Here is a 15,905-nt window from a genome sequence, read left to right as displayed (position 1 = left end):
GCTGGACTTGGGGCGCGGGCGTCGATAGCAACGCGGCCATGAAAACCAGCCTTTACGCGCTTGCCGCTCTCACCGCCATATCCATCCCGCACATCGCCCTTGCAGACGATCACCTGGACGCCGCCGCTACGGCTCTGACATCGGACACGATCGCATATGATTTCGTGGAAGGTATTACGACCGAAGTAGGCCCGCGGCAGGCCGGGACCGAGGCGGAAAAACGCGGGCGTGACTGGGCGGTGGCGTGGCTGAAAGCGAACGGCTTTGCCAATGTGGCGGACGAGCCTTTCGAAATGCCGACCTGGGTGCCGGGCAAGAACCCCAGCGCCGAAATCGTCAGCCCGTTTCCGCAGCCCTTCGTGATCGCTCCGCTCGGCAACAGCGTGTCGACCGAGCCGGAAGGGATTACTGCGGAAGTAGTGGAATTCGGAAACGTGGCAGAACTGCGCGCCGCGCCCGATGGCAGCCTTGCCGGCAAGATCGCCTATATCTCGCACAGCATGACGCCCACGCAGGACGGTTCGCAATATGGCTTTGCCGGGCCGGCGCGCTGGGTCGGGGCGGGTATCGCCGCCGGAAAGGGCGCTGTCGCCACGGTCATCAAGTCGGTGGGCACGGATTACCACCGCAACCCGCATACAGGCGGCACCAGCTTTCGCGGTGTCGAGGCGACCCCGGCCGGCGCGCTGAGCCTACCGGATGCAGCCAATCTGGAACGCATGTTCGATCGGGCGAATGGCCAGCCCATAACCATGAAGCTGGTGCTGACACCGCGCGATCTGGGCGTGACGACCAGCGGCAATGTGGTGGGCGAAATCGTTGGCCGGGATCCAGCGCTGCCGCCGGTACTGCTTGCGTGTCATCTGGATAGCTGGTGGAACGGCACCGGCGCGTTCGACGATGGGGCCGGTTGCGGCATCGTAGCGGCAGCAGCCAAACACGCCAGCCGTGACGGCCAGCCATTGCGTACTATCCGGGTGTTGTTTGCGGGCGCTGAGGAAGTCGGCCTGTTCGGCTCCATCGAATATTCAAAGGCGCATCTCGATGAACCCATCGCGGTGGCGCTGGAGAGCGATTTTGGCGCAGACCGCATCTGGCGCTTCGAAAGCAATTTCCGCGATACGAACCCCGATCTCCACGCGAAGATCGCCGCCTCCATCGCGCGCTTCGGCGTGGCGGACAGTAGCATCGTGGCGACCGGCGGCGCAGACATCAACATCGCCCGCGACCAGAAAACCGCGATTATCGATTTGCAGCAGGACGGCACCCGTTATTTCGACCTGCACCACACGCCAGACGATACGCTAGATAAGATCGATCCCGTGCAATTGCGGCAGAATGTGGCCGTCTGGACCGAAGTCGCGCGCATTCTCGCCAACGAGCCGGGAGCGATAAAGCCCTGATATTTCCTGGGTGCGGGATACAATCAGGGGGCGGTAAGTTACCTGATCATGCGTATCATTACAGCCAGCCTCGCCGCCGTTTCGCTCACCGCCATCGCTCTGACCGCATCGCCGGCCGTGCAGGCGCAGTCCTCATCGTCGTCCAGCGCAAGCCGGGTCACCGACAATTATGGACCGCTGACGGTGAAACTGCCGAAGGGGTTGAAGAAATCCGACCTTGGCAAGCGTGATGTCCGCAATATCGCCATCCAGGTGATGCTGGATCGCAGCCGCCATTCGCCCGGTGTCATCGATGGCCGGGGCGGTGGCAACACCGAACGTGCCATTGCAGCCTACCGCAAGGCAAACGGGCTGAAGGACGGCACACACATCGATACTAAGCTGATCCGCAGCCTGCTCGACAGCCAGACCGGCGATATCTTCCGCACTTACACGGTGACGGACAAAGATATGAATTATGAATTCGTCGAGATTCCCAACGATTTCGAAGCGAAGTCGAAGTTGAAGCGTTTGAGCTACACCACCGCGCTCGAACGGTTTGCGGAAAACTTCCATATGGATCAGGATTTCCTGAAGGCCATGAACCCGAAAGTCGATTTTGGGAAATTAAAGGCTGGCGACAAGCTGAACGTGGTCAGCCGCCGCACCGCACCCCTCGATATCGACATCGCCGTGATTGAAATTCGTAAGGGTGATGGCGAGCTGGTCGCGCTCGACAAGGATGGCAAGCTGCTGGCTAGTTTTCCCGCCACTATCGGCAGCAGCGACTTTCCGAGCCCTAGCGGTGACATGGAAGTCAACGCGATTGCGCCTGCCGCAAGTTATACATTCGATCCCGACGATCAGAAATGGGGTCCGGACAAGAAGTTCATGATTGCTGCTGGCCCGAACAATCCCGTGGGCGGTGTGTGGATCGATTTGAGCAAGGATGGTTATGGCATTCACGGCTCGCCCGACCCTCAGCTGATCGGCAAGACCAACAGCCATGGCTGCGTCCGCCTGACCAACTGGGATGCGCGGGAACTGATGAAAGCCGTAAAGCGCGGCACGCCCGTAAAATTCGTCTAGGCGCCGAAACTTTGCCGAAGCAGGCGCGGCATGATCGTCGCCTGGAGAATGGCGCGCAGGCCAAGGAACAGCGTGAAGCTGAACCAGAGCCCGTCATTTCCCCAGTTCCATGTCAGCCATAGCGACAGCGCGTAAACCGCCGCCGCACCGGCCATTGTACCGAACAACGCGCGGGTCCAGCTGGCCCCGACAAAAACCCCGTCGAATACGAAGCTGGCTACGCCTGCGAAGGGTATGACGACTAGCCATATCGCATGGTTGCGCGCGGTCGCCTCAACCGCATCCGTTGCCGCGAAACTTGCAAGGATTGGCCCACCGAACAGCGCGAACACACCCGCGACGATCACCGCTGCGCTTAGTCCCCGCAACAAGATGGCCCGCGTGTAAGCGCTGAAGCCCTTGCGGTCTTTCGCTCCCAGTCTTTCGCCGTTCAACACCTGTGCGGCATTTTCGAACCCGTCGAGCAGCAGCGCGCTGAACACGAACAATTGGTAGATGATACCGTTGGCGGCCAGGGTTACCGCCCCGCGATCCGCCGAAATCCGCGTCAGCGCCGCGAGCGATACAGCCAGTACGAGAGTACGGAAGAACAGGTCGCGATTGACCGACAGGAAAGGGGCAAGCTTCTCCCACCGCAGCACCGACCGGCGACGCAGCGCAGCCAGCACCGGCGCACCGCGCGTTCCGCCAACAACAAACAGCAGCACGGCGAAAAGCTTGGCATATTCGGCAATGAAGCTGGACCAGCCGATCCCTGCAATGCCGAAGTCGAGCGCCAGCACGAACCACAGCCCCAACACTACGTTGACGAAGTTGTAGGCAACTTCGAACAGCAGCACCGCTTTCATCTGGCGCCGTCCCACCAAAAAGCCGATCAGCGCCAGGTTGAGCATGACACCCGGCGCGCTCCAGTACCGGATATCGGCATAGGCGCGCGCCGCGCCCAGCACCGCGCCGTCCGCGCCCAACACGTCCAGCATGGCTGGCAGCAACACCGGTTTCAGGAGGAGCAACGCTGTCGCTATCGCAGCGCCGATAGCCAGCCCGCGCACCAGCGTGGCCGCCTGCGCCTCGGCACTGGACATACACGCGCCATTGGTGGCGGCCCGGGTGCCGTCCTGCGCCACCAGTCCCGTCGTTCCGGTTTTCAAGAAGTTCATCACAGTGAACAGCACTGCAAACAATCGCGCGCCCACATCGACCGCGCCTTGTGCGGCGGCATCTTCCAGACGTCCGACGATCCAGATGTCCCCGATCCCTATCAGTGCGGTCGCCACGTTTGTGACCATGGCAGGCAGTGCGATCGCCCAGATTGCGCGCGTATCGATCGCTCCGGCCTGGGGCCGGCTGAACTTTCGGGGGGTGGGAGTGGCCATTGCCGGAACCGCTTCGCCGTCCCGCAGCTTGATTGCAAGAATGCGCCGACAATTGCGCGCTGTAAAAACGAAGGACCCGCACCATGCCCACACTTTATACGATGCCCGGAACCTGCGCTCTTGCGCCCAATATTGCGATTGCGTGGCTCGACGCGCCGGTCGATGTGAAAGTGATGGAGCACGGCGAGCAGAAAAAGGACGAGTATCTGGCGATCAATCCCAAGGGGAAGGTGCCAGCCGTCACGTTCGAGGATGGCGACGTCCTGACCGAAGCGTCCGCCATTCTGTCCTGGCTGGGTGCCGAGTACGGAAAGGAAAGCTATGCCCGCGACACCAAACTGGGTCGCCGCGAAGCGGAGGCTTTGTCCTACATGACGTCGGAAGTGCACGCCGATTACGGCCCGCATTTCGCGGCACAGTCCTTCGCCGATGATAAAGCGGCGCAGGAAGCGGTGAAGCAGAAGACCTACGGAAAGCTGGCCAAGCATTACGAGCGGCTGGAAGGCAATCTGGAGGAAAATGGCGGCGACCATTATCTCGGCAAACGCAGCTTCGCAGACGCCTATCTTTACGTGCTCACCCGATGGATCGAACTGACCCCGCTAAAGATCGACGACTATCCGGCACTCGCGAAGTTTCGCGAACGGATGCAGGCCGATGATGGTGTGAAGAAGGCGCTCGCCCGTCAGAACATGGAAGCTGTCTGACGAGGGATGTAAGAAAAATGGTCGGGGAGACAGGATTCGAACCTGCGACCCTCTGTTCCCAAAACAGATGCGCTACCAGGCTGCGCCACTCCCCGACTATTTTTCGCCCTTTACGGCCCGTAACGCCCTTGCAAGCGTGGTGGGCCCGGCAGGACTCGAACCCGCGACCTAGCCGTTATGAGCGGCCAGCTCTAACCAACTGAGCTACGGGCCCCCGCAGCCGCCGATCTGGTCCGCCGACTGCGAAGTTGGCGCGTTACAACCGGCGGCGAGCCTGCGCAAGCGTTGTCGTCAAATGCTTGCGCATTTCGTTTATTGTTGTTCGACCGTTCGCATCAGTTCCGCAATCGAAACGGGGCGAACTCCGCGTGCGTCCATCTGGTCGTAGATGCTGCGAAACCAGTCATACAGCCGGTCGAGATCGGCCTCGGTTCGAACATAGGGGGTGAAGCCCGGTGCCAGGGATGGGCTGTGGAAACTGAACACGAGCAGCGGCAATCCGTCGTCGATCGCAATATCAACGCCCTGCGCCGCTTCCTGTGTGGTCACTCCTTCCGGCGTCAAAGCAATACGCTCCAGCATCCCCAGCCGCGAGGCAATCGCGAGTCCCTTAGGCAGCCGCGCTAGTAGCGGAAACAGGTGGCGGCCCTGCTTGCGCAACATTCCACCGAAGACAGTGGTCACCGGCAATTCGAGCAGGCTGCCGGGTCCGTCCACCCAATAGGGATCGAGCGGGTGCCGGGAATAATCCGGCCCATCGCCAGTGCGATAATCGAAATTGGCACGGACAGAGGTATCGATCGCAATCCCGGTGTCGCGCAGCAACGCCGCCGTTTTTGGACCCAATCCGTAGCGACCGGCACGGTAGATCATCGGCGGCTGCCCGAACCGTTGTTCGATACTATCGCGCAAGGCGCAGAACTTCGCCTTTTCCAGCGCTGGGGGAAGATTACCAGCAAAGCTGTTGGCGACCGACATATCCTCGTCAAAAGGCGGGCTTACCCAGGGGTGCAACTGGATGCCGATCTCCGCCTTGCCTGCCTTTACCGCTGTGCCGATAATATCCACGGCCAGATCTGATTGAACGATTGGCCATGTGACAAGGTAGACAGGCGATACCCCGATCCCTTCGCAAAATTGCTGGAAGCGTGCGATGCGAGGTACATGATCGAGGCTGTGAGCGGTTCGGGAGAAGGGCGCGTTCCAGTCGAACTCCTCCTCCGTATCGACCGTCAACAGCGAGCGTGTGCCGAAGTTGGCGGGAAAGCGCGCCGCACTGCCGGCGGCGGGTGGGTCGATGATGCTGCGGTCCATACGTCCCCCTTGCTTCGCAAAACAGGCAGGCTCCAAGGCCCGGATATGAGCCGGAGACTACCCCGCCTGTTCGCCTGCTTCATCCTGCTTGCTGACCGAATCGCCATTTGCCATACCGGTGTAAGCGGGCAGCGTTAACTCAAGCCGGTTACCATCGCGTTGCAAGGTTCCGCCAGCTGCCTTTGCTTCGGCTCGGGCCAACCGCAGGGCGAAGCCCGAACCGAACATTCCGGCACTCAGCGCAGGCTTGGCGGCAGGCGCAGTGCTGGCAAAAATATCGTCCTGCTTCGCCAGAGAGGCAGGCAGGTTGAAGACGAGGGTAACATTGCGGTCACCATCCGATGTGAACTGCAGAGCGAGCGTTTCGCGCGCCGCCAGCTTCCCCGCCACGGTCGCCAGCAGCCGCCATGCCAATCGCTCGGTTTCTGCAGGTGCAATTCCCACGACGGTAGAGCTGATACCACCGGACTGGACTGCAATTCCGGCGTCGCGCTGTGCCAGCACTGGTCGAAGCTGCGCGGCGATAGCAGTGATGCTGTTGCCGAGGTCGCTCTGCCCTTGCTCGATATCCAGCGCGCTGGTTTCCAGCCGGGCGAGCCGGTCCATTTCCTCGAAGCCTGACAGGATGCGCGCCGCGTCGCCGGCAATCGCGGCAGCATGGGCGCGGTATTCATGCGGAGTAGGGCCGAACAATTGCTGCTGGATGACTTCGGCAAAGCCCTGGATGGCGTTGACCGGCGTACGCAGTTCATGGAGCAGTTGCCGCACGCGGTCCGCTTCGGCACGAGCCTCACCTGCCTCGTCAGGCGCGGACGGACGGCGGAACATCCCCGCATGACCGAGGAATGCACCGCGATCAGAGAAGCGCGGGGCTGCATCGACCACCCAGGCCCCGTGCACCGCATCTGCTCCGCTGATATGCGTGGTCGCAGCTTGTACGGGCCTGCCGCGCAGGACGTTGGGCGCAAGTTCTGGCGGGCGCGTGCCCACCACCATCGGCGCGACATCATCATCAGCCCAGTCGATGCGCCCGTTCGGATCGGCGGTAAATGCAAAGCGCTGCACCTGTTCGGCCGCGTTGCTCGCCAAGGTGTCCGGATCGCCCAACGGCAGGCGGGGGTGGTCGTTCGCGGGGGCCTCGCGTTGTTGGCGAAAGGCCTCGATCCGCTGCACGATCGCACCGATCTCGCTGATTTCGCGTGGCGGCGGTGGGATAGAGACTGTCTGTTTCGTTGGCTGCGGGGTAAGTTTGGGGGAGTGTTGGGGGCGGGACTTCGATGGCGGACGAACCTGGTCGGCAGCGGCGGCGCGGGACGCAGCTTCGGCTACGGGTTCCGGAAGGCCGCGATCCTGTACTCCCAGTCGCTCCAGCAGATCGTTGGTTGCCGGATGCAGATCGCGGCGCAGGCGCAAGAAACCGCGTGCGCGGATGGGCAAGCGTGGCACCAGCGGTTCCCACTCATCCTCCGCCAGCCGGGCCGCCTCGATTACGGCTGCGGCCAGCTCCGGCTCCCCATCGGCAAGATGCAGCACCAGTTCGGGGCGGCGGATACGAAGGCCCGGTTCGCGCAGGATTGCTGCCCGTTCCTTTACCGGAATGATCTCGCCAAGCGCTGAAAGCCGCAGCCACGCCGCTTCCAGCAGGCTATCGTCCCGGATGGCACTGCGACTGCCGAGTAGATCCAGCAACTGCCGGTACTGCGTTCGAGCCGCACGATCACCCGAGGCGCGCTGGCGCAATACGGTGGTAAGGCGGTCGTCGAACAGCATGAACGGGGTATCGGGCTCCGTAGATAGAGGTCACAGGGCAAAGTGGACGTCGTGTCGCCCGGGCAAACTGATGGGGCAACATGACTGGGAAAGGCCATTGGGCAAGCACCTGCTTAGGGGTTTTAGACAGCCATGGGACGGGCCGTTGCTGACGCGTTGCAAAGCGGGACAATTGCTGGCAGGAATAATAATATTAGCCGTAGGAGCCGTCGTAGGACGCTTTCATTGCCGTCCCGCGTTTATCCATAACGACAATGCGCAAGAAGCAGGTGTGTCATGGCCAATCTGGACGATATAGATCGAAATTTGCTGGCAGAATTACAGGCCGAGGGGCGGGTAACCAATGTCGAACTGGCGCGCCGCGTCGATCTGACCGCGCCGCCTTGCTTGCGCCGCGTTCGCACGCTGGAGGAAGACGGCGTCATTCGCGGCTATCACGCCGATCTGGACCCATCAAAGCTTGGCTTTGCGATAACGGTGTTCGCCATGGTCAGTCTTAAAAGCCAGGCGGAAGACGCCCTGCGCGAATTTGAAGATCACATGCACGCCTTGCCGGAAGTGCGCGAAGTTCACATGCTGAACGGCGAGATCGATTTTATCATCAAAATCGTCAGCCGCGACTTGCAAAGCTTCCAGGAATTCCTGACCAGCAAACTGACGCCCGCGCCCAATGTCGCAAGCGTGAAAACCTCGCTGACCATCCGCACATCGAAGCATGAACCCGGCGTTCCGCTGGGCTAGTTTCGCTGGCTGCTACTTAAGCGGCTTTGTCCCTGTCGCCATACAGCCGGTATCCCAGCACTGCGATCGCTGTCAGCGCGACGCAAGATGCGAGAACTGTCGAAGCTACGCCGGTCCAGCCAAACACGTCGTAGATGGCGGTACCGGCGATGCTGCCGATAGCGCCGCCGATGAACATCAATACGATATAGATTGTTGTCAGGCGGGTGCGCAGTTCCGGCTCCAGCGAAAGGAACGTCATACGGCTGGTAACGTCGATGGCCGGGCCGACGATGTTGCCAATCAGGATCGGGATCATCAATAGCCACAGATTGTAACCGAACGGCAGGAGCAGCGCGATCCCTGCAGTCTGCACGACGCAAAAACCGACGCGCGCTTTGCGCGGTCCGATACGGTCCGCCAGCCTGCCCCAATAGGGCGTCGTCGCGACGCTGACTGCGGCAAATCCAGCAAGATAGCCGACGACGTCGGTGCCGTAACCCATATCCGGTCCGGTCAAATGCAACGCCAACCCTAGCCACAGCGCAATGAATTGACCGAAACCGATCCCCTGGATTGCGCCCGACAACAGGATCTCCCGGTGCGAACGGACAAGCGACAATAGCGAAGCCAGCAATGCACCGTAAGCGAGTTTGCTGACGCTCTTGTCCCGTGAACCCTTCTCCATGATACGCGGAAGGGTGAGTGTAATCGCGATCATCGCTGCGCTCGCCGCCCAGTACACCGACCGCCAGCCGAAATATTCCGCCATCACGCCTGCCCCGACCCGCGCGACCAAGATGCCGAAGATTACACCGGCCGTCAGGATCGCGGTAACGTGCCCCAGCCGTTCCGGCGCGACCCGCTTCGATGCATACGCGGGCAAGAGGTAGGGCGCGATGGTGAAGAACCCCAGCAATGTGGATCCGGCGGCAAATACCGTGAAGCTCTGCGCCAGCGTCATGGCAAGCAGACCTGCGCACTGGCCGATGGTAAAGACAATCGTCAGCGAACGGTTGGAATAGCGATCCCCCAATGGAAGCAGCAGCAGGATCCCGACCGCCAGAGCGAGCTGGTTCAGCGCGGGGACCAGTCCGATGCCGGCGGTACTTACGCCGAAATGGTCGGCCACATCGCCAATGATAGGGTGGATATAATACGCATTGGCCGTCACCACGGCAGCGGCCACGGCAAGCGAGTATTCCTGCGCTTTGGAAAGGCGGGCGGGGCTCGTCAAGCTGGCCGGTTCACTGTCCGCCAACAACACCGCACCGTGTGATGAACGCCATTATGCGTCGCGCGTTTCAAGCCAGTCTTCGAGCCATTTGATGGTGTAGTTCCCACTCAACACATCATCTTGCTGGAGCAGGGCCTGATGCAGCGGGATCGAGGATTTCACACCGCCAACCACCATCTCGTCCAACGCACGGCGCAGGCGCATGATGCACCGTTCACGCGTCTTGCCGTAAACTATCAGCTTGGCGATCATGGAATCGTAATATGGGGGTATGCGATACCCCGCATAAAGGCCGCTATCGACGCGGACATGCATGCCGCCGGCCGGATGATAGGCGGTGACTTCACCGGGGCTTGGGGCGAAGGTGAAGGGGTCTTCTGCGTTGATCCGGCATTCGATGGCGTGGCCTTCGAAGCGGACTTCCTCCTGCGTCACCGACAAGTCCTTGCCATCGGCGATCCGGATTTGTTCGCGCACCAGATCCATCCCGGTGATCATTTCGGTGACCGGATGTTCGACCTGCAGGCGAGTGTTCATTTCGATGAAGTAGAATTCACCGTCTTCCCACAGGAATTCGATCGTACCCGCGCCGCGATAGCCCATATCGGCCATTGCGCTAGCCACGATGCCGCCCATGCGGTCGCGTTCCTCGGGGGTGATGACGGGGGAGGGGGCCTCTTCCAGAACCTTCTGGTGGCGGCGCTGCAACGAACAATCGCGCTCGCCCAGATGGATCGCCTTGCCGCGTCCATCGCCGAACACCTGGAATTCGATATGGCGCGGGTTGCCGAGATATTTTTCGATATAGACGGTATCGTCGCCAAACGCAGACTTCGCCTCGTTCTTGCATTGGCTCAGCGCGCTTTCGAGATCGTTTTCGGTCGGCACCACTTTCATGCCGCGCCCGCCGCCGCCGCTCGCCGCTTTGACCAGGACTGGGTAGCCGATTTGGTTGGACAGCTCCCGCGCTTCGTTCAGATTGGTTATCGCCCCGTCGGAGCCCGGGACCAGCGGCAGGCCTAGCTTGCCCGCCGTGCGCTTGGCTTCCACTTTGTCGCCCATGGTGCGGATATGTTCGGGCTTTGGCCCGATCCACTTGATATCGTGCGCTTCGACGATGTCGGCAAACGCCGCATTTTCGGACAGGAAGCCATAGCCCGGATGGATTGCGTCGCAGCCAGCAACTTCGGCAGCGGAAATGATGTTGGCAACGTTGAGGTAGCTGTCGGTCGCCGGCGGCGGACCGATGCAGACGGCATGATCCGCCAGCCGCACATGCATCGCCTCGGCGTCGGCGGTGGAATGCACCGCCACCGTCTCGATACCCATTTCATGCGCCGCGCGGTGGATGCGAAGCGCGATTTCGCCGCGATTGGCGATCAGGATGCGTTTAATGCCCATGTGTTTGGTATCCGGCGGTAGCGGTTCAGGCGATCACGACGAGCGGCTGGTCGAATTCGACCGGCTGTGCGTTTTCGACCAGCACGGCCTTGACCGTACCGGCCTTGTCCGCCGCAATCGGGTTCATCACCTTCATCGCCTCGATAATGACCAGCGTGTCGCCTTCGGCCACGGTGTCGCCAATATTGACGTAGTTCTTCGCGCCGGGTTCCGGGGCGAGATAGACCGTTCCGACCATCGGGCTTGGGATTGCACCGGCGGTATCTTGTGCCGCATCGCCTGCATCCTGCGCCGCGTCGGACCGATCGGATGCAGCGGGAGCGGGCGGCGCGGCGGACGCCATCGCTGGCGCGGCCATCATTTGTTGCGGTGCGGCCATGGTCATGCCCCCGCGCGAGACGCGAACCTTACGGTCGCCATCCTCCACTTCGATTTCGGTAAGACCGGTCTCGCCAAGCATCTCGGCCAGCTCGCGAACGAGTTTCGTATCGACATTCATGCCTGACTTACGCCCGGCGGCACGCTTTGTTTCGGCCATGGAAGCCCCTGCGGTTGCTTTGACCCCGGCCTATGCGCGGCCAGCGCCCGCCTTGCAAGGGTCTGCGGACCTGACGGAAGCGATCGGCGGTTCCGACCCGTCGCGCCCACGCGGCGCGCAAATATTACAGCGAGAGGGACAGTTCCAGAGCCTCGACATAGCCCGCTGCCCCCTTGCCTTGAACGGTTCCCGCCGCGGCCATGCCGACATAGGACAAATGGCGAAACTCTTCGCGCGTCGTGGGATCGGACAGGTGCACTTCCACAACCGGCGTCCTGATAGCCCGGATAGCGTCGAGCAAAGCGATTGAAGTGTGGGTGTAGGCCCCTGCATTGAGCAACACGGCGGCGGCATTTTCGGCCTGCGCCTCGTGCAACCAGTCGACCAGCATTCCTTCATGATTGGTCTGCCGCATCTCGATTTCCGCGCCCAGTTCGCGGGCTCGATCCTCCAGCATTCCGGCAATGTCATCTAGCGTTTCGGAGCCGTATATGTCCGGCTCGCGCAGCCCCAGCAGATTGAGATTGGGACCATTGAGGACGTAGATGACGGGTTTGCACATCGGCCCGGTGTAGCGGCGGGCGGCCTATCGCTCCACCCCCTTGACCTTGCCCCACTGGCGCGCGGCCGTGTAACCGAGATACCCGGTGCCGAACAATGCATAGAGTGGTTCGGGCAATCCGTTCAGATAAGCGTTCATGCCGATCGCGATATCCTTCGCCGTGGCGGGATTGAAAGCGGCAAGCACACCCATCGGTAGCGACCAGAGCAACATGATATAGATAACGTAGAGGAAGCTGGGACGCGCCCGGCTGGTCCAGGGGTCGCGTGAATTTGCTTCCGCCACGATCGCTGCCAGCCTGGCCTCGATATGGCGAAGTTCCTGCGTCCCTTCCAGCTTCAGTAGTTCCAGCTTTGCCTTGGCCCGCGCGTCCTTGTCGGGGATGATCTTGTCGATGAGGGAGGCGACGGGTCCGATAAGCGATTCTAGAAATGGCATGGCTTTGCTCCGCTGGCGATTCGCCGGCAGTGCTAACCAAAACGGTTCGTGTAGGAAAATGTTTTACACCAAACAGGTGCTCTGCCAGCGCGTTGATCGCGCTCATTTCTGCAAAATCACGGTAAGTTCCACTGGTCGGGAAGACAGGATTCGAACCTGCGACCCCCACACCCCCAGTGTGATGCGCTACCAGGCTGCGCTACTTCCCGACACCAGTGGAACGGCGCCCTATACGGTCGGTATCAGGGCGTGGCAACTATAGTGTTGGGACGTGACAGGGGTGCGTTGCCCTGCCGCGCGCATACTGCTAGGCGCGCACGGTTTCGTGAAGGCGGCAGTCCCGCCTCCGATCTGCACATACCGGTTTAATGACGTAAGGTATCCATCAAAATGTTCGCTTTAATCGCTGCCGCGGCGCCTGCAGCCGCTCCTCCGGGCTGGGTTCAGTGGCTTCCCATCGTCGGCATGATCGCCATTTTCTGGTTCCTTATCATCCGCCCACAGATGAAGCGGGCGAAGGAACACGCCGCCAAGATTGAAGGCCTGAAGAAGGGCGATCAGGTGGTTACCGCAGGCGGGCTGGTCGGCAAGGTCGTGAAGATCGACGAACATTATGCCGAACTGGAACTGGCCAAGGGTATGCGGGTGAAGGCTGTCAAAAGCACAATCGGCGATATCGTGCCACCGACATCCGCCACACCGGCGAACGATTGAGCGCGCGCCTGATACGGTCCGGGGAACGACACCGAAATGCTTGAATTTCCGACCTGGAAGAAGATCTGGCTGTGGGGCCTGACCTTGCTGCTGGCGGCGTGCGCGCTGCCTTCGCTGATGTCGATGACCAGTGCGAACTGGCCTTCGGCGCTGCCCGAACCGACAGTCAATCTCGGGCTCGACCTTGCCGGCGGCAGCCACATCCTGCTCGAGGCAGAACGCAGCGAAGTCGCGGCGCAGCGGCTCGAGAATATCGAGGATTCGGTCCGTACCATCATGCGCAGCGCGGAACCGCGCATCCGCATCGGCGATATTTCGACGCAGGGTGGCAATCTCAGCTTCATGGTGGAGCGCGCCGCCGACGTGGACCGCGCCCGCGAATTGCTGCTTCCGATCATCAACGGGCAGGGGTTGACCCGCGAATGGAACCTGACGGTCCGAGACGAAACCCGTTTCGTGCTGACGCCCACGCCTGAGGGTACCGACAACGCGGTTACGCAGGCGATGGACAGCGCCACCGAAGTCGTTCGCAAGCGGATCGACGAGTTAGGTACGCGCGAGCCGACGATCATCCGTCAGGGCGACACCCGTATCGTGGTGCAGGTCCCCGGCCTGCAGGACCCCGAACAGCTGAAGGAATTGCTCGGTCAGACTGCGAAACTGGAATTTAAGCTGGTCGACCAGACCGCTTTGCCGAGCGATGTGCAGCAGGGCATCGCACCCCCCGGAAGTCAGATCTTCCCCTATTCCGACGATTCCGATTTTGCCGGGAGTTCGATCGCCGTGCGGCGGCTTGGCGGCATTCAGGGCGATAGTCTGGTGAACGCCACGCAGGGCTTCGATCCCGATACCAACGAAGCGGTCGTGAATATCCAGTTCGACCAGCAGGGTGCGACCAAGTTCAGCCGCCTGACCACACAGAATGTCGGTAAACCGTTTGCCATCATCCTCGACGGCGCGGTGTTGTCCGCACCCAATATCAACGAACCGATCCGTGGCGGCGGCGCGCAGATTTCCGGCAGTTTCAGTGTTGAAAGTGCCGCCGCGCTGGCGATCTCGCTGCGTTCGGGCGCGCTGCCTGTCGACCTCGCCATCATCGAGGAGCGCACGGTCGGGCCGGATCTTGGCGAACGGTCGATCCGCCAGGGCCTGCTCGCCATGATGATCGGTTCGGTCGCGGTGGTGGTGCTGATGATCGCCACCTACGGCAGATTCGGCGTCTATGCCACCGCAGCTTTGGTACTCAACGTGTTGATGCTGCTGGGAATTATGGCGGTGCTCAATACCACTCTGACGCTCCCAGGTATCGCCGGGTTCGTGCTGACCATCGGCGCGGCCGTCGATGCGAATGTGCTGATCAACGAACGCATACGGGAAGAACGCAAGCGCGGACGACGCGTGATTGCGGCGGTCGAAAACGGCTACAAGGAGGCGACCCGCGCAATTTATGACGCAAATATTACGAACTTCATCGCCGGTGTCCTGTTGTTCCTGTTCGGCTCTGGCCCGATCCGCGGATTTGCCGTGGTGCTGGTTATCGGACTTTTCACCAGCGTCTTTACCGCCGTTGTCCTGACCCGGCTGTGGGTTTCGGGCTGGCTGCGCAAAACGCGCCCTGCCGACATCGCGATTTGAGGGAGACGGAACCATGAAACTTCTCAAGCTCGTCCCCGACGACACCAACATCAAGTTCCTCAAATTACGGGTGCCGTTCTACATCGTCAGCGTGTTGCTGATTATTGCGAGTTGGGCGCTCGTCTTTACCCAGGGGCTTAATTACGGCGTCGATTTTGCCGGCGGACTGGAAGTGCGCGCGACTTTCGAACAGACGCAAGAGGCTCCCATACCCGACGTCCGCAACAAGGTCGGCGCGCTGGGTTACGGCGATGCGACCGTGCAGCGTTTCGGTGAGGACAACCAGGTTTCGATCCGCGTGCGCCTTCCCGAAGAAGCTGCTGATAACAAAGAAACCGCGCAGGCGATCGCGAATGAAATCGTCGGCACGCTGAAGGCGGATTATCCCGACTTCCGACTGGACGGAAACGACAACGTATCGGGTAAGGTTTCGGGCGAATTCCGCGAGGATGCGGTGCTTGCGCTGGTCGCCGCGATGCTGGCCGTGGCGCTGTATATCTGGATCCGGTTCGAATGGCAGTTCGGTGTAGGTGCGCTGTTCGCGCTGTTTCACGATGTCTCGCTGACGTTGGGAATGTTTGCGCTGTTCCAGCTGGAATTCAGCCTGCAGATCATCGCCGCGATCCTGGCCATCATCGGGTATTCGTTGAATGATACGATCGTGGTCTATGACCGCATCCGCGAAAACCTTAAGAAATTCCGCAAGATGCCATTGCCTGAATTGCTCGACCTGTCGGTGAACGAAACGTTGGCGCGGACCGTGATGACCTCGTTGACGCTGCTGGTCGCGCTTGTCCCACTGCTCGCATTCGGTCCGGAAAGCCTGTTCGGATTGGTGGCGGCGATCACGCTGGGTATCTTCGTCGGTACGTACAGTTCGGTCTATATGGCGGCGCCGCTGCTGATCTGGCTGGGCGTGGATTCCAACAGCTTCGTGCCGAAGGAAACCGAGGCGGACAAACAGGAAGCGGCGGCGCGCAAACTGACCGAGGGGTAAGACGCGTGAGCTGGCCTGCGGGACG

15 protein-coding genes and 3 tRNA genes are annotated in these 15,905 nt (G+C 61.0%); 7 read left to right on the top strand and 11 right to left on the bottom strand.

Annotation, left to right across the window (positions count from 1 at the left end; genetic code table 11):
- Positions 1-38: 38 nt before the first annotated feature.
- Together HME9302_RS07860 and HME9302_RS07855 are read left to right on the top strand one after the other, a co-directional pair.
- Entirely contained in the window at positions 39-1,403 is a 1,365-nt protein-coding gene (locus HME9302_RS07860) for a M28 family peptidase (RefSeq protein WP_115367581.1), read from the top strand.
- A gap of 48 nt (positions 1,404-1,451) precedes the next feature.
- On the top strand, positions 1,452-2,471 hold the full coding sequence (locus HME9302_RS07855; protein ID WP_115366560.1) for a L,D-transpeptidase family protein: 1,020 nt from the start codon (positions 1,452-1,454) through the stop codon (positions 2,469-2,471).
- On the opposite strand, the gene HME9302_RS07850 is transcribed toward HME9302_RS07855, so the two are convergent.
- Positions 2,468-3,847 (bottom strand): MATE family efflux transporter, encoded by a 1,380-nt coding sequence (locus HME9302_RS07850; RefSeq protein WP_115366559.1) that lies wholly within the window; start codon positions 3,845-3,847, stop codon positions 2,468-2,470. The two genes, HME9302_RS07855 and HME9302_RS07850, sit on opposite strands and share 4 nt — an antisense overlap.
- Before the next feature lie 83 nt (positions 3,848-3,930).
- Between HME9302_RS07850 and HME9302_RS07845 the strand changes: the two genes are divergently transcribed.
- Entirely contained in the window at positions 3,931-4,554 is a 624-nt protein-coding gene (locus tag HME9302_RS07845) for a glutathione S-transferase family protein (protein WP_115366558.1), read from the top strand.
- An 18-nt stretch (positions 4,555-4,572) separates the two neighbouring features.
- Here HME9302_RS07845 and HME9302_RS07840 read toward each other — a convergent pair.
- The 4 genes from HME9302_RS07840 to HME9302_RS07825 form a co-directional block, all read right to left on the bottom strand.
- A tRNA-Pro gene (locus HME9302_RS07840) sits at positions 4,573-4,649 on the bottom strand.
- 42 nt (positions 4,650-4,691) lie between these two features.
- Positions 4,692-4,768, bottom strand: a tRNA-Ile gene (locus HME9302_RS07835).
- Positions 4,769-4,866: 98 nt separating this feature from the next.
- The gene (locus HME9302_RS07830; RefSeq protein WP_115366557.1) at positions 4,867-5,868 is read right to left on the bottom strand and encodes a polysaccharide deacetylase family protein; all 1,002 of its coding nucleotides are present in this window, start codon (positions 5,866-5,868) and stop codon (positions 4,867-4,869) included.
- A 57-nt stretch (positions 5,869-5,925) separates the two neighbouring features.
- Positions 5,926-7,638: a histidine kinase dimerization/phospho-acceptor domain-containing protein gene (locus HME9302_RS07825; RefSeq protein ID WP_115366556.1), complete on the bottom strand. Its 1,713-nt coding sequence runs from the start codon at positions 7,636-7,638 to the stop codon at positions 5,926-5,928.
- 276 nt (positions 7,639-7,914) lie between these two features.
- Between HME9302_RS07825 and HME9302_RS07820 the strand changes: the two genes are divergently transcribed.
- Positions 7,915-8,379, top strand: coding sequence for an Lrp/AsnC family transcriptional regulator (locus HME9302_RS07820; RefSeq protein WP_115366555.1), 465 nt, complete (start codon positions 7,915-7,917; stop codon positions 8,377-8,379).
- Positions 8,380-8,395: 16 nt separating this feature from the next.
- Here HME9302_RS07820 and HME9302_RS07815 read toward each other — a convergent pair whose 3' ends face one another.
- The 6 genes from HME9302_RS07815 to HME9302_RS07790 form a co-directional block, all read right to left on the bottom strand.
- The gene (locus tag HME9302_RS07815; protein ID WP_115367580.1) at positions 8,396-9,595 is read right to left on the bottom strand and encodes an MFS transporter; all 1,200 of its coding nucleotides are present in this window, start codon (positions 9,593-9,595) and stop codon (positions 8,396-8,398) included.
- A 51-nt stretch (positions 9,596-9,646) separates the two neighbouring features.
- Positions 9,647-10,996, bottom strand: coding sequence for an acetyl-CoA carboxylase biotin carboxylase subunit (gene accC / locus HME9302_RS07810; protein WP_115366554.1), 1,350 nt, complete (start codon positions 10,994-10,996; stop codon positions 9,647-9,649).
- Between the two features lie 25 nt (positions 10,997-11,021).
- On the bottom strand, positions 11,022-11,534 hold the full coding sequence (accB, locus tag HME9302_RS07805; protein ID WP_230079917.1) for an acetyl-CoA carboxylase biotin carboxyl carrier protein: 513 nt from the start codon (positions 11,532-11,534) through the stop codon (positions 11,022-11,024).
- 124 nt (positions 11,535-11,658) lie between these two features.
- Positions 11,659-12,096 (bottom strand): type II 3-dehydroquinate dehydratase, encoded by a 438-nt coding sequence (locus tag HME9302_RS07800; protein ID WP_115366553.1) that lies wholly within the window; start codon positions 12,094-12,096, stop codon positions 11,659-11,661.
- A 24-nt stretch (positions 12,097-12,120) separates the two neighbouring features.
- The gene (locus HME9302_RS07795) at positions 12,121-12,534 is read right to left on the bottom strand and encodes a holin family protein (RefSeq protein ID WP_115366552.1); all 414 of its coding nucleotides are present in this window, start codon (positions 12,532-12,534) and stop codon (positions 12,121-12,123) included.
- Between the two features lie 132 nt (positions 12,535-12,666).
- Positions 12,667-12,743: transfer RNA gene (locus HME9302_RS07790), tRNA-Pro, on the bottom strand.
- A 181-nt stretch (positions 12,744-12,924) separates the two neighbouring features.
- Here HME9302_RS07790 and yajC point away from each other — a divergent pair.
- The 3 genes from yajC to secF are packed head-to-tail and all read left to right on the top strand — an operon-like array spanning position 12,925 to position 15,880.
- Positions 12,925-13,248, top strand: a complete 324-nt coding sequence (gene yajC, locus HME9302_RS07785; protein ID WP_115366551.1) for a preprotein translocase subunit YajC — start codon at positions 12,925-12,927, stop codon at positions 13,246-13,248.
- A gap of 36 nt (positions 13,249-13,284) precedes the next feature.
- Positions 13,285-14,883: a protein translocase subunit SecD gene (gene secD / locus HME9302_RS07780; RefSeq protein ID WP_115366550.1), complete on the top strand. Its 1,599-nt coding sequence runs from the start codon at positions 13,285-13,287 to the stop codon at positions 14,881-14,883.
- A gap of 13 nt (positions 14,884-14,896) precedes the next feature.
- Positions 14,897-15,880 (top strand): protein translocase subunit SecF, encoded by a 984-nt coding sequence (secF, locus tag HME9302_RS07775; RefSeq protein WP_115366549.1) that lies wholly within the window; start codon positions 14,897-14,899, stop codon positions 15,878-15,880.
- The last annotated feature ends 25 nt before the right edge of the window (positions 15,881-15,905 follow it).

It is taken from the genome of Alteripontixanthobacter maritimus (assembly GCF_003340475.1).
Taxonomy (GTDB): Bacteria; Pseudomonadota; Alphaproteobacteria; order Sphingomonadales; family Sphingomonadaceae; genus Alteripontixanthobacter; species Alteripontixanthobacter maritimus.
This window is presented reverse-complemented; position numbering and strand designations above follow the sequence as displayed.